We start from the raw sequence: 26,325 nt of genomic DNA on the forward strand, positions 1-26,325 counted from the left end.
TCCCACCGACACCGAACCGAGAACTGCCATGAACACCCAAGACCAACAACAAGACGACTACCTGCCCGGCGCCCACCTGGTCACCGAACGCAACGGCTACGTCCACCATGGCATCTACGCCGGCAACGGCCGCGTCATCCACTACGCCGGCTTCTGCCACGCCCTGCACGCCGCCCCGGTCGAGGAAACCTCGCTGGCCCAGTTCGCCCACGGCCATACGGTGGCGGTGAAGGCCGAACCCTGCGCCTGCTACCTCGGCATGGAAGCCGTCGCCCGCGCCCGCACCCGCCTTGGCGAAGACCACTACCACCTGCTGACCAACAACTGCGAACACTTCTGCACCTGGTGCCTGCTCGGTCAGGCCCGCAGCGAACAGGTGGATGCCTGCCTGCGCCAGCCCCGCGCCGCCGTCCAAACCGTCATGGCGATGGTGCGGGCCCTGCTGGCCTCGATCGGCACCGGTACCGGCACCGGCCTGACCGCCGCCTGATCCGATCAACGAACCTAACAGGGAGCAAACCATGAGCGGACTAATCGATTGGGTAGGCTGCGAAAGCCGCCAGGCAAGGGCCTGCCACCGGCGGGCCGCCCGGGCCACAGCCAGTGGACGAGGTGACCAGCAAGGCGCGCGCCGCCGAACCAGCGCCCGCCGCCGGCCATGGGCCGAAATTGCCGAGTTTGCTATACTCCGCCCCGTCTTCCGGCTCGGCCGGCCCATGGCGGCTGGTGCACCGTGCAGACGGTCCGCTCGCCGTAGTTCAATGGATAGAACGAGCGCCTCCTAAGCGCTAGATACAGGTTCGATTCCTGTCGGCGGGACCATCATCAAGTCCGCAGTGGTTCTCTGAAGTTCTCCGCTCCGCGATAAATCGCGTCAAATCGATGCACTTCAGAACTACATCAAAAGCCCGCGTGAGCGGGCTTTTGCATTCTTCTGTATCAATGCGCCGCCGATCCGCGTATAGTCCGCCCCGCGGGGTGGAGCAGTTGGCAGCTCGTCGGGCTCATAACCCGAAGGTCGCAGGTTCAAGTCCTGCTCCCGCAACCAGATTCGAAAAGCCCGCCGGCGCTCCGCGCGCCCCCATTCCGGGTATCTCGGCGCCACTGAATTTCCGTGGTCGCCTGAATGCGGTCTTGGAAGCGCAGACTGCAAAGGCCTGACAAGTCCGTAGCACGGAAAACGAATAAGCCCCGCCGGTTCCAGCCGAGCGGGGCTTTTTCATTGGAGCCCGCGATGTTCTGGCCAACCTGCCGGTGCCTGCTCTGCCCGCTGTCTACCCCGGCGTTAGCGCCAAGGGGGCTGGCGGCGCCTTCACCAAACGTTACAGAGATCACTCCGCGCGCGCGGTATCCTTCCCTCCTTCTATTAGAAAGGATGGGAGAAATGAAGCCTTTGCTGGTGATCGTTGCGGCGTGCGCCGCGCTGTTGAGCGGTTGTGTTGTGGCACCGTATCCCTATGAGGAGCCGGCAGGTGGCCCAGGCTGTCCGCCCGGGCAGGCCAAGAAAGGCAACTGCCGTGTCGATCAATATGGCAACGAGTCCTTCTGCCCGCCTGGCAAGGCCAAGAAGGGGCAGTGCTGAATTTGACTTCCCCGCCGGCGTCACCGCCCCATACGAAACAGGCCAGCTTCCCCGAAGCCGGCCTGTTTTGCTTTGGTCGAGCATTTCGGCACCTCCCCATCCTTCCGAGCGTCAGCGCACCGTTTGATGTGGCGGCCGGGCGCCGACCGGCTATGATGTCGCCTGCGCGCCTCCTGCGCGTCGTAGAAATCCTAAAAGACCCGGTTCGCCTTCTTTCGCAAATGCCCCCTGTCAGGTCGTATCACCGCTGGCTGCCGGCGCTGGCCATGTTTGGCGCCATCCACGCCCTGGCTGCCACGCCGGACCCGGCGTTGACCGATACGTCCGGGTGCACCGCGCTGATCGATATCGTCCAGGAAAGCCTGCGGGGTGAGATCGACGTGGCCTGCCCGGTGTCTGACAAGGTGGTCTGCGAATCGAAGAATGGCCAGATCCGGGCGCTGCTCGAGATCATCGACCAGCGTCGCAAGCGCAATGCCGACGAATGCGACACGCTGGCCCAGGTCAACCGGCTGCTCCGCACGCTGCCGCCGAAGTCCTGATTCCCACCGCCCCCCGGGCGGGACTCAGTGGCTGATCTTCGAGAACAACTGGATCACCGCCACCCCCGCAATGATCAGCAGGATGCCGATCCACGCTGCCAGGTCAGGCACCTGACGGTACAGTACTGACGCGATCAGCGTCACCAGCACGATCCCCGCCCCGCACCAGATGGCATAGGCCACGCCCACCGGCACGGTCTTCATGACCTGCATCAGCAGCCAGAACGCGGCCACGTAGCCGGCAACCACCAGCACGCTGGGCCAGAATCGCGTGAAGTTCTCGGCCGCCTTGAGGCTGCTGGTGGCGATGACCTCGGCCACGATGGCCAGCGCAAGCAAAAAGTATCCGTTCGACATGGCAGATGATTGACGTCAAAGGCAGGCCGGAAGTCGGCAAAAAGCGGCGCCAGAGGCGCTATGCCACGGTATTATGCGCCGCGCTGCCAGGCGGAATGTGCACTGCCCTCCCTCGCGGTGGTTGTGCGAAAGCACAATGCAGGCTTGAATGGATGGATGCGTATGACGCAAGGGCCGCCCGGGCAAGTGCAAAAGAGGTGGTCCAGACAGTCGCGGTGTTAGCCCGACCATGCCGGCAACCACAACAAGGGCCGGTGGCGGGTGTTGGCTGACGGGTAAAGGGGAGCAGTATGAAGCACGATATTGACACCGCAACGGCATGGCCGAAGCCGCAGTTCGCCGACATGGAAGGCGCGCCGGACACCTTGCCACCGCATGACGCCACCGACGGCGTCTGGCAGAACACCATCGCTGCCGCGGACCACGCGCTGGAAGAAGCGAACCGCATCCAGCGGGGCGTCCAGCAACATCTCAAGCTGATGCAGGAAGTGCGCGCGTTGCGCGACGAACTCCACAAGGCCCATGCCGAGGTGGATCGCTACCGCGGCATGCACGCCCGGGTGGTGGTGGGTATGCGCCAGCTGGAAGAGGACAACAACGCGGAGATCGCCCAGCTGCGTGCCGACAACGAAATCCTCCAGGTCCGCCACCGGGTCTACAAGCTGCTGGCCGAGCACTACGCGCTGGCCGCGCTGCGCATTGATCCCCCACAGTTTGCCGAGCACCGCGACCGCGTGCTGGAACACGTGCTGTTCCAGCGCCGCAAGGGCGTGCCGGTGACGCAGATGACTGCGTCGGATATCGCCTTCCTGCTGATGTAGGCCGGCTCAGGCCGCCTGCTGGCGCGGGCGCAGCACCGCCAGCGCCAGCATGCCGCCCACCACGCCCCAGAAGGCCGAACCCACCCCGGCCAGCGTCATGCCCGACGCGGTGATCATGAACGTCAGCAGCGCCGACTCACGCTCCGCTGGCGCCTGCATGGCCACGGTCAGACCGTTGGCGATGGAACCCAGCAGCGCGAAGGCCGCCACGGCCACCACCAGTGCCTTCGGGAAGGCCGCGAACAGCGCCGCGATGCTGGCCGCCATGATCCCCGCCGCCAGGTAGCCGATGCCGCAGACCACGGCGGCCATGTAGCGGCGGCGCGGGTCGGCGTCGGCCTCGGGGCCGGTGCAGATGGCTGCCGTGATCGCCGCGAGGTTGATGCCATGCGAGCCGAACGGCGCCAGGATGGCCGATGCCACCCCGGTCACCGAGATCAGCGGGCTGGCCGCCACGTGGTAGCCGTCCGCGCGCAGCACGGCCAGCCCCGGAATGTTCTGCGACGCCAGCGCCACGATGAACAGCGGCACGCCGATGCTGATAAACGCCGACAGCGAGAACGCCGGCGTGGTCCATACCGGCAGCGTCACCGCGAATCGGATTTGTTCGAAATGGAGCTGCCCCAGCACGCCCGCCAGCGCCACGCCCACCAGCAGCACACCCGGCACCGCGTAGCGCGGCCACAGGCGCCGTCCCACCAGGTAGGTGCCGAACATGGTCAGCAGCAGCACCGTCTGGTGCGCCGCCTGCACGAAAACGTCCACGCTGATCCGGAACAGGATGCCCGCCAGCAGGGCGGAGGCGATGCTCGCTGGCAGCGCGCGCATCAGCTTGTCGAACCAGCCGGTCAGCCCGGCGGCCGTCATCAGCAGCGCGGCGAGCAGGAAGGCGCCGATGGCCTCGGGGTAGGGCACGCCGGGCAGGCTGGCAATCAGCAGCGCCGCGCCGGGCGTGGACCAGGCCACCACGATCGGCACCCGGGTCATCAGCGACAGCCCCAGCGTGGTCACCCCCATGCCGATGGACAGCGCCCAGATCCATGAGGCGATCTGGGCCTCGCTCAGATGCGCCGCCTGCCCGGCCTGGATCATCAGCACCAGCGAGCTGGTGTAGCCGGTGAGCAGGGCGATCAGCCCGGCCACCGTCGTGGAAAGGGAAAGGTCGGACAGCTTGAGGGGGGCGGCGGCAGTCATGGTCGATGCGAAGGGGCGGATGACCGACATCTTCGCACGGATGGGGGCGGCGGGGGCGCGCCGGAACAGCGCACCCCTGGCGGTGCCGGTCGCGCCTGCCGACAAGCTTGACCACCGACACCCCGAGAAATTGCGGCAATCCCTCGTTGCTAGCGGGGCGGTTGAGCCGACATGTTCTGGTGTTGCATCATTTGATTCATCATCATTTGCTGCATGCCCATGTACTGGTCCATCATGTATTGCCGCTGCTTCATTTGTTCCGGGGTGAGCTTCGAGTAGTAGCCCCTCATTTGCCCCCATCCCATCATGGGACCGCCGCCCATCATGTGTCCGCCGCCCATGGGCGAGCCCCCGCAGCATCCCATCATTCCCGGGCCCCTCATGCCATGCATCAGCGCCATCGTGGACTGCATGGTCGTGGCGTGCTCCTGAAGTAGTTTCTGACGCTCCTGCGGGTCCTGTGTCTTGCGGATCTTGTCCATCTGGTCCTGCATCTTCCGCATGTTTTCCTGAATCTGCGCCGCCTGCTTGTCGAACTCGGCGACATTGGGCTGCTCCGGTTTTGCGGGAGCGCTCTTGGCGGCCGGCGGGTCCTGCTGAGCCAGGGCAGGTGCTACAGGTGCTATAGCGAGTACGGCAGCGCAGAGCACCGCCGCCATGAGTTGCTTTTCCATATGACGCCTCCCGTGGGCAAGTGACGGCCGGTTCGCCCCGGAACGCCCGGGCGAAGACGCGGTGGGTATGCCTTGTCCTCGGGAAGAGTAGTGCCCCTCATATGAAGAGGTTTGATACAGGACAACGATGCTCCGCGGAACGGATAGCGAGTCTCCGGTCGACCGAAACCCCTAGTCGGCCACCTTGTCGCTCGGGAACTTGAACGAATCGCGCAGCAGGTAGCTCATCGGAATGTCCAATGTGATGCCGTTGGGCGGGATCGGGCTGAGGAACCACTTCCGGTACAGCTTCTGGGTGTCCTGGTCGTAGATCGACGTCACCATGGCCTTGTCCACCAGCCTCTTGAACTCGGCGTCGTGCTTGGACAGCATGATCGCGTACGGCTCGATGGTCAGCAGGTCGCCCGTTACCGCCAGCGCGGCCGGGTTCCTGGCGTTGGCGCGCAGGCCGAACAGCAGCACGTCGTCCATCACGAAGGCGTCGGCGCGGCCTGACTCGACCATGCCGAAGGCTTCGGCGTGGTCCTTGGCCTCCACCACCTTCCAGCCCATGGCGCCCGCCTCATCCATCTTGCGGAGCATGGCCAGCGGCGTGGTGCCGGTGGTGGACACCACGGTCTTGCCGCGCAGGTCCGCCCACTTGCGGATGCCCGAGTCGGCCTTCACCAGCATGCGGCTGCCGGCAATGTAGTGCGGGATGGTGAATGCCACGAGGTCGCGGCGCTCGCGGTTGTTGGTGGTCGATCCGCATTCGAGGTCTGCTTTGCCATCCACGATGGCCGGGATGCGCGAGGCCGGCGTCACCGGCACCCACTCCACGCGCAGCTGCGGCAGCTTGAGCTGGGTGCGCAACGCCTCCGCCACCTTCAGGCACAGGTCCACGGCGTAGCCCATGGGTTTGCCGTCGGCCACGAACGAGAACGGCACCGAGCTTTCGCGGTGGGCGATGCGGATGGTCCCGGTCTGCTGGATGCGCAGCACCACCGAGTTGGGGGACGCGGCCCGCGCCGGCAGGACCGGCAAGGCAAGCAGCGTGGCGAGGAAACATACAACAAGCGCCGTGCCTCTGAGCGAGGCACGGCGCGGCAGGCCCGTATTGGTCATGAATGACACCCGTCCGAAAATTGTCTGGAAAGAAAACCCGGAAAACCGTTGGCCGGATGGGTCCGGCTCTCTACTGCCTTGTTGGTACTGCCTTGTTGTGCTTCTTTTCGGATAAATCCGATTGCGCTGAGTGTGTCGGATTGTTCCACGGCAGGCGCCCGGGGCACAACCGCCGCGCTAGTAGTCGTGCTCGGGCTGCAACGCCTGGCTTGTCGCGCGGTTGACGGGGGCTTTCCCTTAAGGAGTTGTCCGACTTATTGCTCCGCGCCCGAATCGATATTCTTCAAGCGTGCCTTGCGAGCAGGGCACCGAGGAGAGACTCTTGGGCCCGTTTGCTAACGGGCCCTTCTTTTTGGGGCCCTTCTTTTTGGGCCGCGCGGCCCCGGCCACCGGGGTCGACTACAATTCGGGCCTGTTTCCAGTCTCCGCACCATGGCCCTGTTCTCCATTTCCGATGCCCAACTCGCCTTCGGGCACGTGGCACTGCTCGACCACACCGATTTTTCGCTGGAAGCCGGCGAACGCGTTGGCCTGATCGGCCGCAATGGCACGGGCAAGTCGTCGCTGTTGCGGATCGTGGCCGGCATGTCCGCCCCGGACGATGGCCTGATCGCCCGCCAGAGCGGCGTGACCACTGCATATGTGGTGCAAGAGCCACAATTCGCGCCCGGCCTGACCGTGTTCGACGCGGTGAGCCTGGGCATGGGCGCCGCGCACGACCTGCTGGCCCGCTACGAGGCGGCGCTGGCCAAGCTCGACACCCATCACGACGAGGCCACGCTGGCCGAGTTGCACCGCGTGCAGGCCGAACTGGACGCCGCCGACGCCTGGACGCTGCGCACCCGCGTGGAAACCACGCTGGCCCGCCTCGGCCTGGACCCGCACGTGCGCGTGGATTCGCTGTCCGGCGGCCTGCAGAAGCGCGTGGCGCTGGCGCAGGGGCTGGTGGCCGAGCCGGACATCCTGCTGCTCGACGAACCGACCAACCACCTCGACGTCACCGCCATCCGCTGGCTCGAAGACCTGTTGATCGGTTTCCGGGGCAGCGTGCTGCTGATTACCCACGATCGCGCCTTCCTGGACCGCGTGGCCACCCGCATCGTCGAACTGGACCGGGGCCGGCTGGTGTCCTTCCCGGGCAATTTCGCGGCCTATCAGGCCCGCAAGGCCGAACTGCTGGTCGCCGAGGCGGTGGAGCAGGCCAAGTTCGACAAGCTGCTGGCGCAGGAGGAAGTGTGGATCCGCAAGGGCGTGGAAGCGCGCCGCACGCGCAGCGTGGCGCGTATCCAGCGGCTGGTGACCATGCGCACCGAGCGCGCGGCGCGGCGCGAGGTGCAGGGCAATGTGAAGCTGGAGGTGTCGCAGGCGGACCGCTCCGGCAAGATCGTGGCCGAACTGGTCAACGTGTCGAAGTCCTATGGCGACAAGCCGGTGGTCCGTGACTTCACCGGCACCATCATGCGTGGCGACAAGGTCGGCGTGATCGGCCCCAACGGCGTGGGCAAGACCACGCTGCTGCGCCTGATCCTGGGCGAACTGGCGCCGGACAGCGGCACGGTGCGCAACGGCAGCAACCTCCAGGTGGCGTATTTCGACCAGATGCGCACGGCGCTGGACCTGGAGAAGTCGCTGGCGGACACCATCAGCCCGGGCAGCGACTGGGTGGAGGTCAACGGCCAGCGCAAGCACGTGATGAGCTACCTGGGCGACTTCCTGTTCGCGCCGGAGCGCGCGCGGTCGCCGGTCAAGTCGCTCTCGGGCGGCGAGCGCAACCGGCTGCTGCTGGCGCGCCTGTTCGCCCGGCCGGCCAATGTGCTGGTGCTGGACGAACCGACCAACGACCTCGACATCGACACGCTCGAACTGCTGGAAGAACTGCTCCAGGACTACAGCGGCACGGTGTTCCTGGTTTCCCACGACCGGGCCTTCCTGGACAACGTGGTGACCTCGACCATTGCTGCCGAGGGCGAGGGGCAGTGGCGCGAGTCGGTGGGCGGGTATTCGGACTGGGAGGCGCAGTCGGCCCGGGCCGAGGCAAAGCCGGCCGAGGCGCTGAAGACGCAGAACACGCGCGAGGCGCGCGGCGCCAATCGCACGGTCAAGCTCTCCTATAAGGAGCAGCGCGAGCTGGATGGCCTGCCCGAGCGCATCAACGGGCTGGAAGCGGAGCAGAAGACGCTGGCCGGCCAACTGGCGGACGGCGCGCTCTACGCGAGCGACCCCGCCCGCGCGGCCCAGTTGGCCACCCGGCACGACGAAATCGAGATGGAACTGCTGGAGGCGCTCGAGCGCTGGGAAGTGCTCGAGGCAAAGACCAAGGGTGAGGCGCAGTAGGCTAGCGGCTCACCCGCACCACGCCAGCACCATATTGGTGAGGTCGACCATGAACGCCGGCCGCAGGTAGGCCAGGAAGCCCGCCGTCAGCACCCCGGCCAGCGCCAGCAGGCCCACCGCCTTTAGCAGCCTGGCCTTCAGCCCGAGCGGGTGGCGTGCGGCGACCATGGCTCAGACCGCCACCGGCTGCGGGCGCACCAGCGCCTGTTCCCGGATCGGCAGGTTGACCAGCGCCGCCATCACCCCCAGCCCGATGGCGATGAACCACACGAGGTCGTAGCTGCCGGTCCGGTCGAACAGGAACCCGCCCAGCCACGCGCCCAGGAAGCTGCCGATCTGGTGCGAGAAGAACACCACCCCGCTCAGCATCGACAGGTACTTCACCCCGAACACCTGGGCGATGATGCCGTTGGTCAGCGGCACGGTGGACAGCCACAGCAGCCCCATCAGCGCCGCGAAGACCCACGTGCTGGCCGCCGTCAGCGGCAGTAGCAGGTAGCCGGCAATCACGAACGAGCGCGCCAGGTAGATGAACGAGAGCAGGTAGCGCTTGGGCATGCGCTGGCCCATGGCCCCGGCGGTGTAGGTGCCGAACACGTTGAACAGGCCGATCAGCGCCAGCGCCACCGTGGCGATCTTGGGATCGCTGAAGCCACGATCCTTCAGGTACGGCGTCAGATGCACGCCGATGAACACCACCTGGAAGCCGCACACGAAATAGCCGAGCGTCAGCAACTGAAAGTTGCGATTGCCGAAGGCCTCGCGCGTGGCCTCGCCGATGGTCTGGTGATGCCCGCCCGTGGCCGCCGCCACCTTCGGCTCGCGCAGCGCGAACACCAGCGGGAGCATGAAGCAGGCCATCACGGCCATGGTGAACAGCGCGTTTTGCCAGCCGACGAAGGAAATCAGCGACTGTTCGACCGGAATCATCAGGAACTGGCCGAACGAGCCGGCCGCCGCCGCGATGCCCATCGCCCAGATGCGCTTCTCTGCGCTGGCCACCCGGCCGATCACGCCGTAGACCACGCTGTAGGTGGTGCCCGACTGGGCAATGCCGATCATCAGCCCCGCCCCGGAGGCGAAGGCCGTGCCGCTGGTAGCCATCGCCATCACGACCAGCCCGGCCACGTAGAGCGCCACGCCCACCAGCATGATGCGGATGGGGCCGAACTTGTCGGCCAGCGCGCCGGCAATCGGCTGGCTGGCGCCCCACATCAGGTTCTGCAGGGCCAGGGCGAAGGCGAAGGTCTCTCGGTTCCAGCCGTGGGCCTGGGTAATCGGCAGGTTGAACAGGCCGAAGCCGTGCCGGATACCCATCGATAGCGTGACGAGCAGGCCACCGCACACGAGCACGGTGGTCAGGGAGAGTTTGCGGTCGGTCATGTCGGGCGCGGGACTTTGGCAGTCCTTGTCTCTATTGTTATTTGGGGGCGTCGGAGGGATTCCGTCGGCAGCCGGGGGAGTTTACCCCGGGTGGCGTATTTATGCCGAAGCCGCCGGTTGCGCGCGCCAGCGAACCGAGCCGGCCCCGGTCATCCATTACAATGCTGCGCAATCCGGCCGCGACGGCCGGGAGATCCACTTCTCCGTAGCGACTCCATGGCGAGCAAAACCAGTCAGTACAGCGAATCTTCCATCCGGGTCCTGAAGGGCCTGGAGCCGGTCAAGCAACGGCCCGGCATGTACACCCGTACCGACAACCCCCTGCATATCGTGCAGGAGGTGATCGACAACGCGTCGGACGAGGCGCTGGGCGGCCACGGCTCCGAGATTCTGGTCACGCTGCACCGTGACGGCAGCGTCAGCGTGGAAGACGACGGCCGCGGCATTCCGGTGGGTATCCACCCGGAAGAGCAGGTGCCGGTGGTGGAGATCGTGTTCACCCGCCTGCACGCGGGCGGCAAGTTCGACAAGGGACGCGGCGGCGCCTATGCCTTCTCGGGCGGCCTGCACGGCGTGGGCGTGTCCGTGACCAATGCGCTGTCCACCCGACTGGACGTGACGGTCTGGCGTGACGGCACGCTCTCCACGCTGACCTTCTCGGGCGGCGACGTCACCACGCCGCTCACCAGTCGCAAGCTCGAGCGCGGCGAAAAGAAGAACGGCACGCGCGTGCAGGTCTGGCCGGACGCCAGCTATTTCGACTCGGCCACCATTCCGCAGGCTGAACTCCAGCGGCTGCTGCGCAGCAAGGCTGTGCTGCTGCCGGGCGTGAAGGTCACGCTGGAGATCGAGAAGACCGGTGAAAAGCAGGTCTGGCAGTACGACCAGGGCCTGAAGGGCTACCTCGTCGAAGCGCTGGCCCAGGGCAGCGGCGCCGAACTCGTGATCCCGATGTTCGAGGGCGAGCACTTTGCCGACCCGGACGGCAATCCGGGCGAGGAAGGCTTTGCGGAGGGCGAAGGCGCCTCCTGGGTGGTGGCCTGGACCGAGGATGGCGCGCCGGTGCGCGAGTCCTACGTCAACCTGATCCCCACCCCGGCGGGCGGCACCCATGAGTCCGGCCTGCGCGAGGGCCTGTTCCTGGCGGTCAAGAGCTTTATCGAGATGCACTCGCTCCAGCCCAAGGGCGTGAAGCTGATGAGCGAGGACGTGTTCGCGCGCGCCTCGTTCGTGCTCTCGGCCAAGGTGCTGGACCCGCAGTTCCAGGGCCAGATCAAGGAGCGCCTGAACAGCCGCGACGCCGTGCGCCTGGTCTCCACCTTCAGCCGTCCCGCGCTGGAGCTGTGGCTGAACCACCACGTGGACTACGGCAAGAAGCTGGCCGAACTGGTGATCCGCCAGGCCCAGGCGCGCACGCGCGCCGCGCAGAAGGTGGAAAAGAAGAAGGGCTCCGGCGTGGCCGTGCTGCCCGGCAAGCTGACCGATTGCGAATCGACCGATGTGTCGCGCAACGAGATCTTCCTGGTCGAGGGCGACTCGGCCGGCGGCTCGGCCAAGATGGGCCGCGACAAGGAGTTCCAGGCCATCCTGCCGCTGCGCGGCAAGGTGCTGAACACCTGGGAGACCGAGCGCGACCGCCTGTTCGCCAATAATGAAGTGCACGACATTGCCGTGGCGATCGGCGTGGACCCGCACGGCCCGGACGACGAGCCTGACCTGTCCAACCTGCGCTATGGCAAGATCTGCATCTTGTCCGATGCCGACGTGGACGGTGCGCACATCCAGGTGCTGCTGCTCACGCTGTTCTTCCGTCACTTTCCGAAGCTGATCGACAACGGCAACGTCTGTGTGGCGCGCCCGCCGCTGTTCCGTGTGGACGCGCCGGCGCGTGGCAAGAAGCCGGCCCAGAAGCTCTACGCGCTGGACGAAGGCGAGCTGGAAGCCATCCAGGACAAGCTGATGAAGGATGGCGTCAAGGAAGGCGCCTGGCAGATCTCGCGCTTCAAGGGTTTGGGCGAGATGAGCGCCGAGCAGCTGTGGGAAACCACGATGAACCCGGACACGCGCCGGCTGCTGCCGGTGGCGCTGGGCGAATTCGACCTGCCCCAGACCGTGAGCATGATGAACATGCTGATGGGCAAGGGCGAGGCGTCGCAGCGGCGCACGTGGCTCGAGGAAAAGGGCAACGAGGTGGAGGCGGATATCTGACCGCTCCGGCAACGGGCGCAGCGGTCGGCAACGGAGAAGCACCATGCGGACCATCGGCAATCGCCGCGCCCTGGCGCGGCTGGCAAGGCAGGCCACGGCGCTCGGGCTGGCGCTGGCGGGCCTGTGCGCGACCGGTGCGGCCCACGCCGAACTGTATGGCTATATCGACGAAGACGGCGTGGCCCACTTCGCCGACGAGAAGGTCGACGACCGCTACAAGCTGTTCCTCAAGGACGGCGGCAAGCTGGACACGCTGGCCATGCCGCGCGTGGCCGGGGTGCGCATGGTGGGGCGGCCCGGCAAGGGCGATGCCGACGCCGGCAAGCTGTTCCGCTATGTGCTGAACCACCCCAACATCGCCCTGGTCGATCCGATCATCCGCCAGATTGCCGCCGCCCAGAACGTGGACCCGGCGCTGGTCAAGGCGGTGATGGCGGTGGAGAGCGGCTTCAACCCGAGCGCGGTGTCGCCCAAGGGCGCTATCGGGCTGATGCAGGTGATTCCGGATACCGGCGTGCGCTTCGGCATCGCCGCCGACAAGCGCCGCTCGGTGGAGCAGAAGCTCACCGACCCGCGCCTGAACATCTCGGCCGGCGTGCGCTACCTGAGCTGGCTGCAGGGGCAATTTCCCAACAATCTCGAACTGGTACTCGCCGCCTACAACGCCGGCGAGGGCGCCGTGGCGCGCTACAACAACCAGATCCCGCCTTTCCCCGAAACCCGCCAGTACGTGAGCACGGTCATGGAGTTCTACCGGATCTACCAGCCGTCCGGGGTGGCCGTGGTACGCACCGGCAGCCACGCCAGCCGCGTGAAAATGGTGATCGGCGGCCGGCGCAACATGCCGGAATGACAGTCTTGTGACACCCGCTGTCACATCGATCGGGCCTCACTTTCCTGCGGGGCGCCCGAGTTTCGTTAGAATCCCACGCTGACAAGCCGACCCACAGGGTTTGCGAGGCGCCGTCCGGCGCCCGCGTGCCGCATTCTTGCCAACCATGGATCAACCAGACATTTCGTTTCAATCCGAAGAGCCAGCCGATTCGCTGACCCTGGCGCGCTACGCGGAGCGGGCCTACCTCGACTACGCGGTGAGCGTGGTCAAGGGCCGCGCGCTGCCCGAGGTGGCCGATGGCCAGAAGCCCGTGCAGCGCCGCATCCTGTATGCGATGGCGGCCATGGGGCTGCGCGCCGACGCCAAGCCGGTCAAGTCCGCGCGCGTGGTGGGCGAGGTGCTCGGTAAATTCCACCCCCACGGCGACCAGTCGGCCTACGACGCACTCGTGCGCCTGGCGCAGGATTTCTCGCTGCGCTACCCGCTGATCGACGGGCAGGGCAACTTCGGCTCCCGCGACGGCGACGGCGCGGCGGCCATGCGCTACACCGAAGCGCGCCTGACGCCGATCTCGCGGCTGCTGCTGGACGAGATCGACCTCGGCACGGTGGACTTCCTGCCCAACTACGACGGCTCGGAGGAAGAGCCGAGGCTGCTGCCGGCGCGGCTGCCGTTCGTGCTGCTGAACGGCGCCTCCGGCATCGCGGTGGGCATGGCGACGGAAATCCCGCCGCACAACCTGCGCGAAGTGGCCGGGGCCACGGTGGCGATGATCCGCAATCCGGCCATCTCGCTGGCCGAGCTGCTGGCGCTGATGCCCGGCCCGGACTACCCGGGCGGGGGGCAGATCATCTCGCCGGCGGCCGATATCGCCCAGATTTACGAGGGCGGCCGGGGCAGCCTGAAGGTGCGCGCGCGCTGGAAGATCGAGGAAATGGCGCGCGGCCAGTGGCAGATGGTGGTGCACGAGCTGCCGCCGGCGACGTCGGCGCAGAAGGTGCTCGAGGAAATCGAGGAGATCACCAATCCGAAGATCCGCACCGGCAAGAAGGCGCTGACGCCGGAGCAGGTGCAGCTGAAGACCTCGCTGCTGGCCGTGCTGGACGCGGTGCGCGACGAATCCGGCAAGGATGCGCCGGTGCGGCTGGTGTTCGAGCCCAAGAGCAAGAACGTGGACCAGCAGGAGTTCATCCAGACCCTGCTGGCGCATACCAGCCTGGAGTCCGGCGCGCCGATCAACCTGGTGATGATCGGCACCGATGGCCGGCCGCGCCAGAAGGGGCTGCAGGAGATCCTGCGCGAGTGGATCGGATTCCGCTTCGAGACCGTGACGCGCCGTACGCGCTTCCAGCTGAACAAGGTCGAGGACCGCATCCACATCCTGGAAGGCCGGATGCTGGTGCTGCTGAAGATCGACGAGGTGATCCGCATCATCCGCGAGAGCGACGAGCCCAAGCCGGCGCTGATCGAGGCGTTCCAGCTGTCGGACCGGCAGGCCGAGGACATCCTCGAAATCCGGCTGCGCCAGCTGGCGCGGCTGGAGGCTATCCGCATCGAGCAGGAGCTGGCCAAGCTGCGCGACGAGCAGGCCGAGCTGGACGTGCTGCTGAAGTCCGAGACGATGATGCGCCGGCGCATCATCAAGGAAATCGAGCAGGACGCCAAGCAGTACAGCCCCGAGGACAAGGACCCGCGCCGCACGCTGATCCAGGAAGAGCGCCGCGCCGCCGCCGAGGTGCGCGTGGTGGACGAGCCGGTGACGGTGATCGTCTCGGGCAAGGGCTGGGTGCGCACGCGCCAGGGCCATGGCCACGAGACGCAGCAGTTCACCTTCAAGGCCGGCGACAGCCTGTACGACACCTTCGAGTGCCGCACCGTGGACACGCTGCTGGCCTTCGGCAGCAACGGCCGGGTCTATTCGGTGGCGGTGGCCGGGCTGCCCGGCGGCCGCGGTGATGGCGTGCCGGTGACCACGCTGATCGACCTCGCACCGGGCTCGCAGATCGCCCACACCTTCGCGGGCGGCGCCGAGCAGCGCGTGCTGGTGGCCACGGCTGGCGGTAATGGCTTCGTGACCAAGGTTGGCGACATGATCAGCCGGCAGAAGGGCGGCAAGTCCTTTATCACGCTGGACGAGGGCGACACGCTGCTGCCGCCGGCGCCGATTGCCGACGAAGCCACGCATGTGGCCTGCTTCTCGGGCAATGGCCGGCTGCTGCTGGTGGGCCTGGACGAGGTGAAGGTGCTGTCGGCCGGCGGCCGCGGCGTGATCCTGATGGAGCTGGAGCCCAAGGAGCCGCTGACGCACGCCGTGACGGTGGGCGCGCCGGGGCTGCTGATCTCGGGCACCGGCGTCCGGGGCGGCAAGGTGCCGCCGCAGAAGCTGGCCGGCAAGACGCTGCTGCCGTACGTCGGCAAGCGCGCCCGCAAGGGCAAGGCGGTCGAGCCGCGCCTCAAGGAAGTGAAGATCGAGCCAGTGAAGGTGGACGGCGGCAGCTAAGGCAGCCGCCAGGATGCTCCGCTTTCCCATGGGAAGCGGAGCATCCCCACATCATCATCCCTGACCCCCTCTTGCGTATTCGTGATGACCGCGTGCCACGCGGGCCGTCACGATTGCCGTAGTATGTCTGCAGCCCGCGCCCCCCTCCGCGCGGGCATTTATCGCCGCCTATCATGTCCGCCGCCCCGCTGCCCGACGTCGCCGAGCCCGCCCTGGCTCCGCCCCCCAACGCCCGTACCCTGTTCTTCGAATTCGCCCGCATGGGGCTTTCCGGCTTCGGCGGGGTGCTGCCGTTCGTGCGGCGTGCCGTGGTGGAGCGCAATCGCTGGCTCAACGACCGGGATTTCGTCGAGATCCTCAGCCTCGGGCAGGTGTTGCCCGGCCCCAACGTCATCAACCTGGCCCTGATGCTGGGCCTGCGCTTCGCCGGCCTGCGCGGCGCCGTGGCGGCCTTCTGCGGGCTGGTGCTGGTGCCGATGGTGGTGGTGCTGTGCGCCATGGCCCTGTACCTGCGCTACGAGGACGTCTCCGCCGTGCGCCAGATGCTGGCCGGCATGACGGCGGTCTCGGCCGGGCTGGTGCTGTCCACCGGGGTCAAGCTGGCGGAGAGCCAGCCGCGCACGGTGCGCGCGGTGGTGGTGGGCGTGGCGGGGTTCGTCGCCATCGGCCTGCTGCGCTGGCCGCTGCTGCCGGTGATGGCGGTGCTGGTGCCGGTGGCGCTGGTGCTCGAGCATCGCGCTGACAAGCGCCGGGAGCGGGCATGAGTTCCCCGGAGATCCTGCGCAGCCTGTTGGGGCATTTCGGCATGCTGTCGCTGCTGGCCGTGGGCGGTGGCGGCACCGTCATCCCGGACATGCACCGCTACCTCGTGGAAGCCAATGGCTGGATGACCGATGCCCAGTTCGCGGCGCTCTACGCCATCTCGCAGGCGTCGCCGGGACCGAACATCCTGTTCGTGGCGCTGTTCGGCTGGCAGGTGGCAGGGGCGGGCGGCACGTTTGCGGCGATGGTCGGCATGTGCGGGCCGTCGAGCCTGATCGCGCTCGGCTTCGAGTACTTCGCCGGCCGCTCGCCGCACGCGCGCTGGCCGGGGCTGATCAAGCGCGGCCTGTCCGCGCTGACCATCGGCCTGCTGATGTCCACGGGCTGGGTGCTCGCCAGCAGCGTGGACCACAGCTGGACTGCCGTGGCGGTGACGCTGCTGACCATCGGCCTGATGCTGAAGACGCGGGTCCACCCGCTGATGCTGGTGGCGCTGGGCGCCGGCGCGGGGCTGCTCGGGCTGGTCTGACCGCCGCGCTGACCCCGGTCTGATCAGTCCACGCCGACGAAGCCGCCGGTCTGGTGCGCCCACAGCCGGGCATAGAGCCCGCCGCGCGCGAGCAGCTCGGCATGAGTGCCGGTCTCGACGATATGGCCGCCGTCGAGCACTACCAGCCGGTCCATCCGCGCGATGGTCGAAAGCCGGTGGGCGATGGCGATCACCGTCTTGCCCGCCATCAGCGCCTCCAGGCTCTCCTGGATCGCCGCCTCCACTTCGGAGTCGAGTGCCGAGGTCGCCTCGTCGAGGATCAGGATCGGCGCATCCTTCAACAGCACCCGGGCGATGGCGATGCGCTGGCGCTGCCCGCCGGACAGCTTCACGCCACGCTCGCCCACCAGTGCGTCGAGCCCCCGGTGGCCGTTCCCATCGACCAGTTCGTCGATGAAGTCGTCCGCCCGGGCCCGGCGTAGCGCCTCGCGCAGGTCCGCGTCGGTGCTGTCCGGCCTGCCATAGAGCAGGTTCTCGCGGATCGAGCGATGCAGCAGCGACGTATCCTGCGTGACCATGCCGATCTGCGCGCGCGGGCTCTCCTGCGTCACCCCGGCCACGTCGTGGCCGTCGATCAGGATGCGGCCGGTCTCCACGTCGTAGAGCCGCAGCAGCAGGTTGACCAGTGTGGACTTGCCGGCCCCGGACGGCCCCACGAGCCCGATCTTCTCGCCCGGCTGCACGGTCAGGTTCACATGTTCGATCACCCCGGCGCCCTTGCCGTAGTGGAAACCCACGTCCTCGAACTGCACCTCGCCCCGGGCGATGCGCAGCGGCTGGGCGTCTGGCCGATCCACCACATTGCGCGGCACGGCAATCGTCTTCATGCCGTCCTGCACCTGCCCCACGTTCTCGAAGATGCCATTGACCACCCACATGATCCAGCCGGACATATTGTTGATGCGGATGACCAGCCCGGTCGTCAGCGCGATGGCGCCCGTGGAGACCAGCCCCTGGTTCCACAGCCACAGCGCCAGGCCGGTCGTGCCGGCGATCAGCGCGCCGTTCATCGCCGTGATGGTCACGTCCATGGCGCTGACCATCCGCCCGGCCATGCGCATCTTGTCGGTGTGGCTGGCCATGGCGTCGCGCGCGTAGTGCTCCTCGTGGCGCGTGTGGGCGAACAGCTTCAGCGTGGTGATGTTGGTGTAGCCGTCCACGATGCGGCCCATCAGCCGCGAGCGTGCCTCGGTGGCCACCACGGAGCGCTCCTTCACGCGTGGCGTGAAGTACGCCAGCGCGGCGATGTAGCCGGCAATCCACAGGATCAGCGGGATCATCAGCCGCCAGTCCGCCTCGGCGAACAGGATCAGCGCGCTGATGGCGTAGATGATTACGTGCCAGAGCGCATCCAGCGCATGCACGGCCGAGTCGCGCAGCGAGAAGCCGGTCTGCATGATGCGTTGGGCAATGCGCCCCGCGAAGTCGTTCTGGAAGAACGACAGGCTCTGCTGGAGCAGGTAGCGGTGGTTCTGCCAGCGGATCAGGTTGGCCAGGTTGGGGTTGATGACCTGATGCAGCAGCACATCGTGCAGGCCGAAGAACAGCGGCCGCAGAAGCAGCGCCACGGCGGCCATCCACAGCAGCTCGTTCTGATGGCGCGCGAAGAACTGCCCGTCCGGCGCGCCCTTGGCGAGATCCACGATGCGGCCGAGGAAGCTGAACAGCGACACTTCGATCAGCGCGGCGATCAGGCCCACCACCAGCAGCGCGAACAACACCCCGCGCACCTCGCGCAGGAAGTGCGCGTAGAACCGCCAGATGCTGGCCGGCGGCTGCGTATCCGGCATGTCGCGGAACGGATCGATCAATCTTTCCAGGCGGCGAATCGGCATACGGCGGTCCCTCTTCTCGTCTGTTGGAGTGAACCGGTGATGATACGCCCAACAAAAAGCCCCGCCATGAGGCGGGGCTTGTCTGGCTAACCAGCGTCAAACCGTCACGGTAAGTGAATCACCATATGCGTGAACGGCGGCACGTACGCCTGCAAGGTCACGAACAGGCCGACGAGGAAGGCCAGCACGATCGAGTGGAAGAACACGTAGCGCAGGATCTCGCCCTCGTGGCCGTACCACTTGGTGGCGGTGGAGGCCACCACGATCGACTGGGCGTCGATCATCTTGCCCATCACGCCGCCCGAGCTGTTGGCGGCCGCCATCAGCACCGGCGACAGGCCCAGTTGCTCCGCCGTGGTCTTCTGCAGGCCGCCGAACAGCACGTTGGAGGCCGTGTCGGAGCCGGTCAGCGCCACGCCCAGCCAGCCCAGCATCGTGCCGAACAGCGGGTAGAACACGCCCGTCTGCGCGAAGGCCAGACCCAGCGTGGCGTCCAGGCCCGAGTAGCGGGTCAGGTAGCCGATGCCGAACATCGCGCAGATGGTCAGCAGCGAGTAGCGCACCAGCTTGATCGTTTCCCAGTACTCCTTGAGCAGGCGCGGCACCGAGTAGCCCATCAGCAGGCCGCCGACCAGCGCCGACACCAGGATGCCGGTGCCAGCCATCGACAGCACGTTGAAGTTGAACACCGCGCCTTCGACGATTTCCTTCGGCACCACCGGCGGGCCCTTGATGATCGCCTTGTCCAGGCCCGGGACCGGGAATTTGTACTGCCAGATGCCGTCCACGAGCTTCTTGAACTCGGGGATGCCCCAGACGAACACGAACACCGTCAGGATGACCCACGGCATCCACGCCTTGACCACCGAAATGCCGACGGACGCCGCGTTGGCACGGGCTTCGGCTTCCAGCGCTTCGGGGTGATCGACCTTCGAGTCGTCGTGGCGGCCCAGGATGCGCGTGGAGGTCCAGATCTCCTTCGGTTGCCAGATCTTCAGGAAGGCGGTCAGGCAGCCCATCGAGATCAGCGCCGAGATCACGTCGACCAGCCACGGGCCGTGGTAGTTCGAGACCAGGAACTGCGGCACGGCGAAGCTGACGCCCGCCACCAGGATGGCCGGCCAGATCGCGAGCATGCCGCGGAAGCCTGCGAACGCCCAGATCAGCCAGAACGGCACCAGCACCGAGAAGAACGGCAACTGGCGGCCGATCATCGCGGAGAGCACGGTCTGCTCGATACCCGTCACCGACGAGAGGCCGATGATCGGCGCGCCGAGTGCGCCAAACGCCACCGGAGCGGTATTGGCGATCAGTGCCAGGCCCGAGGCGGCCAGCGGCGAGAAGCCCAGCCCGATCAGGATGGCGCCAGTCACGGCCACCGGCGTGCCGAAGCCGGCGGCGCCCTCGAAGAACGCGCCGAAGCTGAAGGCCACCAGCAGCAGTTGCAGGCGGCGATCTTCGGTCACGCCCGAGATCGAGTTCTGCAACACCCTGAATGACCCGTTAAGCGTGGTCAGCCGGTGCAGGAAGATGATGTTGAGGACGATCCACCCGATCGGAAACAACCCGGAGACGATGCCCAGTCCGGCCGCCTTGCCGGCCATGGCCGCGGGCATGCCGAACACGAACGACGCCACCGCGATGCCAACCGCCAGCGCCAGTCCGGCCGCCAGGTGCGCCTGCATGTGAAAGAACGCCAGCGCTGCGAGCAGCACGGCCACAGGGACCCCCGCGGCAATGGTCGACAGCGCCATATTGCCGAGCGGGTCGTAGATTTGACTCCACACGATTGAATCCTCCTCTGGGTTTGGAAGGCAGCCGTGCCTCTGTCGGGCCTGGACTGCCGTACTGCATATCTCTGGGCGCGCGGCGGCAAGCGGCACCACTACGCACAGAAAGGCGATTGTAAGGACGCAAGTTCCCCGTAATCGCTTAAATCCGGTCATCGGGTTGATGAATCGGATTCAGGGATCAGGGTTTGTTCGGGGGGAAGAGTGCACCTCACAACTCTCGCGCGAGGGTACTCCTAAAACGGACGTTCGAATTGGGGGCGGGTGGGCTCCCCTCAAGGAGAGGGAAGCACTGGGGGGCGATTAGCGCAGCGGCAGGACGAGGATGCCGGTGGCCGCCGGCCGGGCGCGCATGTCGTCCAGCCAGCGTTGAAGATTGGGCCGTGCCGTGTGGGGCACGGGCGTGCCCATCCAGCGGTGCGCCGCGCATGCCAGCGCGATGTCGGCCATGGTGAAACGGTTGCCGCCGATGAACTCCCGGCTGGCGAGCGCCTTGTCCAGCATCGCGGCGAGCGGCTCGGTCCGTTCGCACGACTTGGCGATGACCGCCTCGTCGCGCTTCTCGGCCGGCACGCGCACCATCTGCAGGAAGGCCGCGACCATGGCCGGGCTGAACGCCGTGGTCTGCCAGTCCATCCAGCGGTCGGCGGAGGCGCGCTCCTTGACGTCGGACGGCCACAGCGTGCCCTCGCCATAGCGTGCGCACAGGTAGCGCACGATGGCGTTGGACTCCCACAGCACGAAGGGCTCGCCGGCCACGTCCGTATCGCGGAAATCCTCGATCACCGGAATCAGACGATTCGGATTCAGGCGAATGTAGGCCTCTGTGTCCAGCTCGCCCTGGTGGTTGCCGATGTCGATGCGCTCGTGGTCCAGGTGCAGCTCGCGCGCGCACCAGACCACTTTCTGCACATTGATCGATGACAGGCGGCCCCAGATGCGCAACAGGCCTTGCGGCTCCTCCACGTCCATGGCGATCGGCTCTCCTTCAGGGTTCCCGGGGTGGGCTCAGGCGGCGCGCGGCTGCGGCGCGGCCTTGGCGATGGCTTCGCGGAACAGTTCGCCGAGGATCGTCACGCCTTGCTCGATCCGCTCCGGCGGCACCGTCACGAAGGCCAGGCGCAGCGTGTTCATGCGCGGATTGCCCGCGTAGAACGGCGCGCCCGGCACGTAGGCCACGTTGCGGCGCACGGCTTCCTCAAGGATCTTCATGCTGTCCAGCCCTTCCGGCAGTTCCACCCAGATGAACATGCCGCCTTCAGGCTGATTCCACGTCACGCCCGCAGGCATGTGGCGCTTGAGTGCATCAAGCATCACTTCACATTGCTTGCCGTACAGCGCGCGGATGGTCGGGATATGGCGTTCGAGCAGGCCGTCGCGCACGGACTCGTAGGCCATGCGCTGTGTGAAGCTGGGCGTGTGCAGGTCAGACGCCTGCTTGGCCTGGCATAGCTTGAAGTGCAGCTCGGGCGGGGCGATCACGAAGCCCAGGCGCAGGCCCGGGGCCAGCACCTTCGAGAACGAGCCCATGTAGATCACGCCGTCCGGGTTCATCGAGAGCAGCGTCGGCAGGATGTCGCCGGTGTAGCTCAGTTCGCCGTAGGGGTCGTCTTCCACCAGCAGCAGGTTCAGTTCCTGCGCGCGCTTCACCAGCGCCTGGCGGCGCTCCAGCGGCAGGCGGCGGCCGGTGGGGTTCTGGAAGTTCGGCAGGGCGTAGAGGAAGCGGGCGCCGGCGGTCAGCTCCGGCGTCAGCGCCTCGGGCACCAGCCCGCGCTCGTCGGTCGGCACCGAGACGAACTCGGGCTCGAACAGCGAGAACGCCTGCAGGGCGCCGAGGTAGCTCGGCGTCTCCACCAGCACCGGGCTGCCCGGGTCGATCATCACCTTGGCGATCAGGTCCAGCGCCTGTTGGCTGCCGGTGGTGATCAGCACGCGCTCCACCTCCACGTTGTAGCGCTTGGCCACGAATTCGCGCAGCGGCAGATACCCCTCGGTGGCGGCATATTGCAGCGCGCCCTGCGGGTTATCGGCGAATACGCGGGCCACCGCCGCTTCCATGGCCGCTACCGGGAACGACGCCGGGGACGGCAGGCCGCCGGCGAAGGAAATGACTTCCGGACGCTCGGTGACCTTCAGGATTTCGCGGATGGCCGAGCTGGTCAGTTGCTGCGCCCGGCGGGAGATGGCCCATTTCATGATCTGTCTCTGGTGGGGTGAATCTTGCACTGCGTGGTGGAAAAAATACGAATTATGCGATTTCGACGATCATTTCGATCTCGACGCAGGCGCCCATCGGCACCTGGGCCACGCCGAACGCGCTGCGCGCATGGCGGCCCTTGTCGCCGAAGACCTCGGCCAGGAACTCGGACGCGCCGTTGGTCACCAGGTGCTGCTCGGTGAATTCCAGCGTGGAGTTGACCAGGCTCATCACCTTGACGATGCGCTGGACCCGGTTCAGGTCGCCGATATGGGCGTGCAGCGTGGCCAGCAGGTCGATGGCGATGGCGCGCGCGGCGGCCTTGCCGGTCTCGGTGTCGATGTCCTTGCCGAGCTTGCCGGCCCAGACCTTGCCGTCCTTGCGGGCGATGTGGCCCGAGAGGAAGACGGTGTTGCCGGTGGTGGCGGCCATTACATAGGCGGCGGCGGGGGCGCTGACGGGGGGCAGTTCCACGCCGAGGCGGGCGAGGGTGTCATAGACGGACATGCATGGCTCCTGTTAGTGAAGTCGCTCTGGAAATATGGGGGGCGCCCCTTCGGCCGCGGTGGCGGCCGGTGGCGTGGCGGGTGCGGTGTTGCGCACGGCGGCGCGGCGGCCAAGGGCCACTACGGCAATCACCGCCACGGCAAAGGCGAGGGTGGGGGCGTCCAGGGGCTCGGCCAGAATCACGGCGCCGCCCGCCAGCGTGAGGAACGGCTGGAGCAATTGTATCTGGCCTACGCGGGCCACGCCGCCTTTTGCGAGTCCGGCGTACCAGAACAGGAAGCCGATGAACATCGAGAAGACCGATACATAGGCCATGCCGAGCCACGCCCGGGACGACGCCGCGCCAATCGCAGGCGCCTGCGCCACGGCCAGCCACGCCACCACGGGCACCAGCACCGGCAGGGAAACCACCAGCGCCCAGCTGATGGTTTCCAGCCCGCCCAACTCGCGCGACAGCTTGCCGCCCTCGGCATAGCCCAGTGCACCAAGCAGCACGGCGGCGAACAGGTACCAGTCGGCATGTTGCAGGCCGCCGGCCCCCTGCCACAGGGCGAAGGCGATCACCAGCGCGCTGCCGGCCATGGCCGAGAGCCAGAACGCCGGCGAAGGGCGCTCGCTGCCGAACCACGCCGCGAACACGGCGGTGGCCAGCGGCAGCAGGCCGATCACGATGGCGCCATGGCCGGCCGGCACTTCGCGCATGGCGAGTGACGAGAACAGCGGAAAACCGACCACCACGCCCAGCGCCGTCACGGCCAGCCGCGCCCACTGGCGCCCGCGCGGCCGCCGTGCCGGAGCCAGCGCGCCGCGCAGGGCGAGCAGCCCCAGCGCCAGCGCAGCCGCCAGCACCGCGCGGGCCAGCGCCACGAAGATGGGGTCCAGTTCGGCCACGGCCATGCGCGTGAACGGCAGCGTCTGGCTGAAGATCGCCACGCCGAGGAAGCCGAGCCACATGCCGCCGGAGGCGGGCGGATGGGCGGGCGGATGGGCGGGCGGATGGGTGGGGGAGGAGGAAGATGGATTTGCCATGATGGGGATGCCTGGAAAGGTCAGTGCGGCTGCGCGGCGAGGGCGATCCAGATCGCCGTCACACCGAGCGCCAGCCCCATCGTTCCATTGAACCAGCGTACGCGGTTGCCCTGCGCCAGCCAGTGCCGCAGCGAGGCGCCCAGCAGCCCATAGGCGCCATTGCTGAAGAAGCCGAACACCGCGAACACCGTGCTGACCAGCGCCACGCGCTGGGCGGGCGAGGGCGCGCCGGCCATGTAGGATGCCGCCACGGCCAGCGCCAGCATCCACGCCTTGATATTGGCGTACTGGAACGCGGCCGATTGCCAGACGTTCATCGGCTTGAGCACGGTCTTCTCGGCCAGCGAGGCGCTGCGGGCAATCTTCCATGCCAGCCAGAGCAGGTACGCCACGCCGATGATATGGATGGCGCGCGCCAGCATCGGGCTGGCCAGGATCAGCGCGCCCACGCCGGTGGCGCACAGGGCGACGATGCTCGCGAAGCCGAACGCCACCCCGACGCAGTGCGGCAGCGTGGCGCGCAGCCCGAAGTTGGCGCCGGTCACGGCGGCGATGGTGGTATTGGGGCCGGGCGTGAACGCGCCCACGGCCAGCAGCGTGATCAAAGCGAGGAACTGGGCCATCGACAGGCCCGTCAGCCAGTTGGCATCCATGACGGCTACCCTCAGGCCAGTGCGGTGAAGTTGACCACCACGCGGCGGTTGGTGCGGCTCTTCTTCTCGATCTTGGTCACGGTGACCGCGCCGATCTCGCCCGTATTGGCCACGTGGGTGCCGCCGCAGGGCTGGCGGTCCACGCCGGGGATCTCGATGATGCGGATGGTGGACGTGCCGGCCGGCGGCGCGGCGCCCACAGTGCGCACCAGGTCGGGCTGCGCAGCCAGTTGCTCGGGCGTGATGCGGTCGATCCGCACATCGGTCTTCGCGCCGATCAGCGCGTTGAGCTGATCGGTCAGCTCGGCCTTGTCCAGCGTGGACTCGGGGAGGTCGAAGTCGATGCGCGCGGAATCGGGCGAGATGCTGCACCCCGTCACCGGCACCGGGATCAGCGACCCCAGCAGGTGCAGGCAGGTGTGCAGCCGCATGAGCTTGTGGCGGCGCGCCCAGTCGATGCGCACTTCGCCCTGGTCGCCGGGCTGCACCGCCGGGGCGTCCGGCGCCGGCACGTGGAGGATGCGGGTGCGGTCCTCGGCGTAGAGGGTGTCGATCAGCGTCACCACGCGGCCATCGGCCAGCACCAGCGTGCCGGTGTCCCCGGCCTGCCCGCCGCTGCGCGCGTAGCAGACGGTCTGGTCCAGCTCGATGCCGGCCTCGCTCACGGCCACGACCGTGGCGGTGCAGTGGTCGAGGTAGGCGTCGTCGTCGAAACGCTTGGTGGTGGTGGCGGACATCGTCGGGGGCTCCTTCTGGGGGTATCTATATAGTCAGCGCAGGGTCTTGGTGCCTGCTGGGGTGTCGATCTCGGCCACCAGCTGTGGCGGCCCATCGGTCTGTTCGATCTCGATCAGGTCTGCCGCGCCGATCCACGCCAGCCCCTGCCGCAGCAGTTCCGCCTGCGGATGGCTGCCGCGCAGCCGGCGCAGCGCCAGGTCCTGGCGCGGCAGGCTGATGGCGGGGTGGTTGGGCACGTCCCACTGGATCAGCGTGGGGAACAGGCCGTCACCGGCGTGCGTGGCCTCGCCCGGCCAGGCGGGCAGGCTGCCGTCGTCGGGCACGGTCAGGCGCCAGTGCAGGGCGCCGCGCGTCATCGGAATGGCCGGGGCGATGCGGTCCGGGTACTGCGCCTGCCAGCGCGACAGATCGACCGGACGTTCCACCCGGGCCGCCCAGTGGGCCAGGAACGGGCCGTCGGCCAGCCGCTGGCGCATGGCGTCGCTGTCCAGCCCGAACCAGCGCGGCCGTTCCGGCGCCGGGGCAGCGGGGTCGATCGCGATCACTTCGAGGTACATCCCGCCGAACATGCCCATCACGCGGTTGTGCGTGCCCATGCGCGGGTGCGCGCCGCCGCCCTGCGGGGCAACGCCGAGTAGGTCGGCAACATGGTTCGCGCCGGATTCCAGATCCGGGGCCGCAATCACGAGGTGGTCTATGGCGAGCTTCATTGTCGGTTGATGGTAGACAA

General features: G+C 67.3%; 25 protein-coding genes and 2 tRNA genes. 12 read left to right on the top strand and 15 right to left on the bottom strand.

Features of this window, described 5'->3' with window-relative positions; genetic code table 11:
- The first annotated feature begins 28 nt into the window (after positions 1-28).
- The 5 genes from AB4120_RS01185 (at position 29) to AB4120_RS01205 (ending at position 2,124) form a co-directional block, all read left to right on the top strand.
- Positions 29-490 (top strand): lecithin retinol acyltransferase family protein, encoded by a 462-nt coding sequence (locus tag AB4120_RS01185; RefSeq protein WP_149135515.1) that lies wholly within the window; start codon positions 29-31, stop codon positions 488-490.
- Between the two features lie 257 nt (positions 491-747).
- A tRNA-Arg gene (locus AB4120_RS01190) sits at positions 748-822 on the top strand.
- Positions 823-972: 150 nt separating this feature from the next.
- Positions 973-1,048: transfer RNA gene (locus AB4120_RS01195), tRNA-Met, on the top strand.
- Positions 1,049-1,384: 336 nt separating this feature from the next.
- Positions 1,385-1,582 carry a hypothetical protein gene (locus tag AB4120_RS01200; protein ID WP_144199500.1) on the top strand — a complete coding sequence of 66 codons (198 nt, stop codon included), beginning with the start codon at positions 1,385-1,387 and terminating at the stop codon, positions 1,580-1,582.
- A gap of 221 nt (positions 1,583-1,803) precedes the next feature.
- Positions 1,804-2,124 carry a hypothetical protein gene (locus AB4120_RS01205; protein WP_144199498.1) on the top strand — a complete coding sequence of 107 codons (321 nt, stop codon included), beginning with the start codon at positions 1,804-1,806 and terminating at the stop codon, positions 2,122-2,124.
- 24 nt (positions 2,125-2,148) lie between these two features.
- Here AB4120_RS01205 and AB4120_RS01210 read toward each other — a convergent pair whose 3' ends face one another.
- On the bottom strand, positions 2,149-2,481 hold the full coding sequence (locus AB4120_RS01210; protein ID WP_149135516.1) for a DMT family transporter: 333 nt from the start codon (positions 2,479-2,481) through the stop codon (positions 2,149-2,151).
- A gap of 290 nt (positions 2,482-2,771) precedes the next feature.
- On the opposite strand from AB4120_RS01210, the gene AB4120_RS01215 reads away from it, so the two are divergent.
- Positions 2,772-3,302 (top strand): hypothetical protein, encoded by a 531-nt coding sequence (locus tag AB4120_RS01215; RefSeq protein ID WP_149135517.1) that lies wholly within the window; start codon positions 2,772-2,774, stop codon positions 3,300-3,302.
- 6 nt (positions 3,303-3,308) lie between these two features.
- On the opposite strand, the gene AB4120_RS01220 is transcribed toward AB4120_RS01215, so the two are convergent.
- The 3 genes from AB4120_RS01220 to AB4120_RS01230 all read right to left on the bottom strand — a co-directional run bounded on the left by AB4120_RS01220 (position 3,309) and on the right by AB4120_RS01230 (position 6,274).
- On the bottom strand, positions 3,309-4,496 hold the full coding sequence (locus AB4120_RS01220; RefSeq protein ID WP_441641758.1) for a benzoate/H(+) symporter BenE family transporter: 1,188 nt from the start codon (positions 4,494-4,496) through the stop codon (positions 3,309-3,311).
- A gap of 149 nt (positions 4,497-4,645) precedes the next feature.
- Positions 4,646-5,170: a hypothetical protein gene (locus tag AB4120_RS01225; RefSeq protein ID WP_149135518.1), complete on the bottom strand. Its 525-nt coding sequence runs from the start codon at positions 5,168-5,170 to the stop codon at positions 4,646-4,648.
- Positions 5,171-5,341: 171 nt separating this feature from the next.
- Positions 5,342-6,274, bottom strand: coding sequence for an amino acid ABC transporter substrate-binding protein (locus AB4120_RS01230; RefSeq protein WP_149135519.1), 933 nt, complete (start codon positions 6,272-6,274; stop codon positions 5,342-5,344).
- A gap of 432 nt (positions 6,275-6,706) precedes the next feature.
- Between AB4120_RS01230 and AB4120_RS01235 the strand changes: the two genes are divergently transcribed.
- Positions 6,707-8,608, top strand: a complete 1,902-nt coding sequence (locus tag AB4120_RS01235) for an ATP-binding cassette domain-containing protein (protein ID WP_441641759.1) — start codon at positions 6,707-6,709, stop codon at positions 8,606-8,608.
- Positions 8,609-8,617: 9 nt separating this feature from the next.
- Here the strand turns inward: AB4120_RS01235 and AB4120_RS01240 are convergent, their stop codons facing one another.
- Both AB4120_RS01240 and AB4120_RS01245 read right to left on the bottom strand, forming a co-directional pair.
- Positions 8,618-8,776, bottom strand: coding sequence for a hypothetical protein (locus tag AB4120_RS01240; protein WP_186296887.1), 159 nt, complete (start codon positions 8,774-8,776; stop codon positions 8,618-8,620).
- 3 nt (positions 8,777-8,779) lie between these two features.
- Positions 8,780-9,991: an MFS transporter gene (locus AB4120_RS01245; protein WP_149135521.1), complete on the bottom strand. Its 1,212-nt coding sequence runs from the start codon at positions 9,989-9,991 to the stop codon at positions 8,780-8,782.
- Between the two features lie 216 nt (positions 9,992-10,207).
- Here AB4120_RS01245 and AB4120_RS01250 point away from each other — a divergent pair, with 216 nt between their 5' ends.
- From AB4120_RS01250 to AB4120_RS01270, 5 genes are all read left to right on the top strand, one after another.
- On the top strand, positions 10,208-12,199 hold the full coding sequence (locus tag AB4120_RS01250) for a DNA topoisomerase IV subunit B (RefSeq protein ID WP_149135522.1): 1,992 nt from the start codon (positions 10,208-10,210) through the stop codon (positions 12,197-12,199).
- Between the two features lie 43 nt (positions 12,200-12,242).
- Positions 12,243-13,052, top strand: coding sequence for a lytic transglycosylase domain-containing protein (locus AB4120_RS01255; protein ID WP_149135523.1), 810 nt, complete (start codon positions 12,243-12,245; stop codon positions 13,050-13,052).
- Between the two features lie 145 nt (positions 13,053-13,197).
- On the top strand, positions 13,198-15,534 hold the full coding sequence (gene parC / locus AB4120_RS01260; RefSeq protein ID WP_441641760.1) for a DNA topoisomerase IV subunit A: 2,337 nt from the start codon (positions 13,198-13,200) through the stop codon (positions 15,532-15,534).
- A 173-nt stretch (positions 15,535-15,707) separates the two neighbouring features.
- Positions 15,708-16,298, top strand: a complete 591-nt coding sequence (locus AB4120_RS01265; protein ID WP_441641761.1) for a chromate transporter — start codon at positions 15,708-15,710, stop codon at positions 16,296-16,298.
- Positions 16,295-16,825 carry a chromate transporter gene (locus tag AB4120_RS01270; protein ID WP_149135526.1) on the top strand — a complete coding sequence of 177 codons (531 nt, stop codon included), beginning with the start codon at positions 16,295-16,297 and terminating at the stop codon, positions 16,823-16,825. The genes AB4120_RS01265 and AB4120_RS01270 overlap by 4 nt, the downstream gene beginning before the upstream one ends.
- Before the next feature lie 23 nt (positions 16,826-16,848).
- Here AB4120_RS01270 and AB4120_RS01275 read toward each other — a convergent pair whose 3' ends face one another.
- From AB4120_RS01275 to AB4120_RS01315, 9 genes are all read right to left on the bottom strand, one after another.
- Positions 16,849-18,681 (bottom strand): ABC transporter ATP-binding protein, encoded by a 1,833-nt coding sequence (locus tag AB4120_RS01275; protein WP_441641762.1) that lies wholly within the window; start codon positions 18,679-18,681, stop codon positions 16,849-16,851.
- Between the two features lie 104 nt (positions 18,682-18,785).
- The gene (locus AB4120_RS01280) at positions 18,786-20,468 is read right to left on the bottom strand and encodes an L-lactate permease (protein WP_149135528.1); all 1,683 of its coding nucleotides are present in this window, start codon (positions 20,466-20,468) and stop codon (positions 18,786-18,788) included.
- Between the two features lie 306 nt (positions 20,469-20,774).
- Positions 20,775-21,419, bottom strand: a complete 645-nt coding sequence (locus AB4120_RS01285; RefSeq protein WP_441641793.1) for a glutathione S-transferase family protein — start codon at positions 21,417-21,419, stop codon at positions 20,775-20,777.
- A gap of 60 nt (positions 21,420-21,479) precedes the next feature.
- Positions 21,480-22,667, bottom strand: a complete 1,188-nt coding sequence (locus AB4120_RS01290) for an aminotransferase-like domain-containing protein (RefSeq protein WP_092290211.1) — start codon at positions 22,665-22,667, stop codon at positions 21,480-21,482.
- Between the two features lie 52 nt (positions 22,668-22,719).
- Positions 22,720-23,175 (bottom strand): RidA family protein, encoded by a 456-nt coding sequence (locus AB4120_RS01295; protein ID WP_149135529.1) that lies wholly within the window; start codon positions 23,173-23,175, stop codon positions 22,720-22,722.
- Between the two features lie 12 nt (positions 23,176-23,187).
- The gene (locus AB4120_RS01300) at positions 23,188-24,129 is read right to left on the bottom strand and encodes a DMT family transporter (protein ID WP_149137475.1); all 942 of its coding nucleotides are present in this window, start codon (positions 24,127-24,129) and stop codon (positions 23,188-23,190) included.
- Positions 24,130-24,224: 95 nt separating this feature from the next.
- On the bottom strand, positions 24,225-24,857 hold the full coding sequence (locus tag AB4120_RS01305; RefSeq protein ID WP_149135530.1) for a LysE family translocator: 633 nt from the start codon (positions 24,855-24,857) through the stop codon (positions 24,225-24,227).
- 11 nt (positions 24,858-24,868) lie between these two features.
- Positions 24,869-25,594, bottom strand: coding sequence for an alanyl-tRNA editing protein (locus AB4120_RS01310; RefSeq protein WP_149135531.1), 726 nt, complete (start codon positions 25,592-25,594; stop codon positions 24,869-24,871).
- Positions 25,595-25,627: 33 nt separating this feature from the next.
- Positions 25,628-26,305, bottom strand: coding sequence for a VOC family protein (locus AB4120_RS01315; RefSeq protein WP_149135532.1), 678 nt, complete (start codon positions 26,303-26,305; stop codon positions 25,628-25,630).
- Between the last annotated feature and the right edge of the window lie 20 nt (positions 26,306-26,325).

This window comes from Cupriavidus sp. 2KB_3 (assembly GCF_052115685.1).
GTDB lineage: Bacteria > Pseudomonadota > Gammaproteobacteria > Burkholderiales > Burkholderiaceae > Cupriavidus > Cupriavidus campinensis.

Bases quoted from the DNA above. Each gene is read 5' to 3' on its own strand.
- AB4120_RS01185 (WP_149135515.1), top strand. From the start codon at position 29: ATGAACACCCAAGACCAACAACAAGACGACTACCTGCCCGGCGCCCAC.
- AB4120_RS01200 (WP_144199500.1), top strand. From the start codon at position 1,385: ATGAAGCCTTTGCTGGTGATCGTTGCGGCGTGCGCCGCGCTGTTGAGC.
- AB4120_RS01205 (WP_144199498.1), top strand. From the start codon at position 1,804: ATGCCCCCTGTCAGGTCGTATCACCGCTGGCTGCCGGCGCTGGCCATG.
- AB4120_RS01210 (WP_149135516.1), bottom strand. From the start codon at position 2,481: ATGTCGAACGGATACTTTTTGCTTGCGCTGGCCATCGTGGCCGAGGTC.
- AB4120_RS01215 (WP_149135517.1), top strand. From the start codon at position 2,772: ATGAAGCACGATATTGACACCGCAACGGCATGGCCGAAGCCGCAGTTC.
- AB4120_RS01220 (WP_441641758.1), bottom strand. From the start codon at position 4,496: ATGACTGCCGCCGCCCCCCTCAAGCTGTCCGACCTTTCCCTTTCCACG.
- AB4120_RS01225 (WP_149135518.1), bottom strand. From the start codon at position 5,170: ATGGAAAAGCAACTCATGGCGGCGGTGCTCTGCGCTGCCGTACTCGCT.
- AB4120_RS01230 (WP_149135519.1), bottom strand. From the start codon at position 6,274: ATGACCAATACGGGCCTGCCGCGCCGTGCCTCGCTCAGAGGCACGGCG.
- AB4120_RS01235 (WP_441641759.1), top strand. From the start codon at position 6,707: ATGGCCCTGTTCTCCATTTCCGATGCCCAACTCGCCTTCGGGCACGTG.
- AB4120_RS01240 (WP_186296887.1), bottom strand. From the start codon at position 8,776: ATGGTCGCCGCACGCCACCCGCTCGGGCTGAAGGCCAGGCTGCTAAAG.
- AB4120_RS01245 (WP_149135521.1), bottom strand. From the start codon at position 9,991: ATGACCGACCGCAAACTCTCCCTGACCACCGTGCTCGTGTGCGGTGGC.
- AB4120_RS01250 (WP_149135522.1), top strand. From the start codon at position 10,208: ATGGCGAGCAAAACCAGTCAGTACAGCGAATCTTCCATCCGGGTCCTG.
- AB4120_RS01255 (WP_149135523.1), top strand. From the start codon at position 12,243: ATGCGGACCATCGGCAATCGCCGCGCCCTGGCGCGGCTGGCAAGGCAG.
- parC (WP_441641760.1), top strand. From the start codon at position 13,198: ATGGATCAACCAGACATTTCGTTTCAATCCGAAGAGCCAGCCGATTCG.
- AB4120_RS01265 (WP_441641761.1), top strand. From the start codon at position 15,708: ATGTCCGCCGCCCCGCTGCCCGACGTCGCCGAGCCCGCCCTGGCTCCG.
- AB4120_RS01270 (WP_149135526.1), top strand. From the start codon at position 16,295: ATGAGTTCCCCGGAGATCCTGCGCAGCCTGTTGGGGCATTTCGGCATG.
- AB4120_RS01275 (WP_441641762.1), bottom strand. From the start codon at position 18,681: ATGCCGATTCGCCGCCTGGAAAGATTGATCGATCCGTTCCGCGACATG.
- AB4120_RS01290 (WP_092290211.1), bottom strand. From the start codon at position 22,667: ATGAAATGGGCCATCTCCCGCCGGGCGCAGCAACTGACCAGCTCGGCC.
- AB4120_RS01295 (WP_149135529.1), bottom strand. From the start codon at position 23,175: ATGTCCGTCTATGACACCCTCGCCCGCCTCGGCGTGGAACTGCCCCCC.
- AB4120_RS01300 (WP_149137475.1), bottom strand. From the start codon at position 24,129: ATGTGGCTCGGCTTCCTCGGCGTGGCGATCTTCAGCCAGACGCTGCCG.
- AB4120_RS01305 (WP_149135530.1), bottom strand. From the start codon at position 24,857: ATGGATGCCAACTGGCTGACGGGCCTGTCGATGGCCCAGTTCCTCGCT.
- AB4120_RS01310 (WP_149135531.1), bottom strand. From the start codon at position 25,594: ATGTCCGCCACCACCACCAAGCGTTTCGACGACGACGCCTACCTCGAC.
- AB4120_RS01315 (WP_149135532.1), bottom strand. From the start codon at position 26,305: ATGAAGCTCGCCATAGACCACCTCGTGATTGCGGCCCCGGATCTGGAA.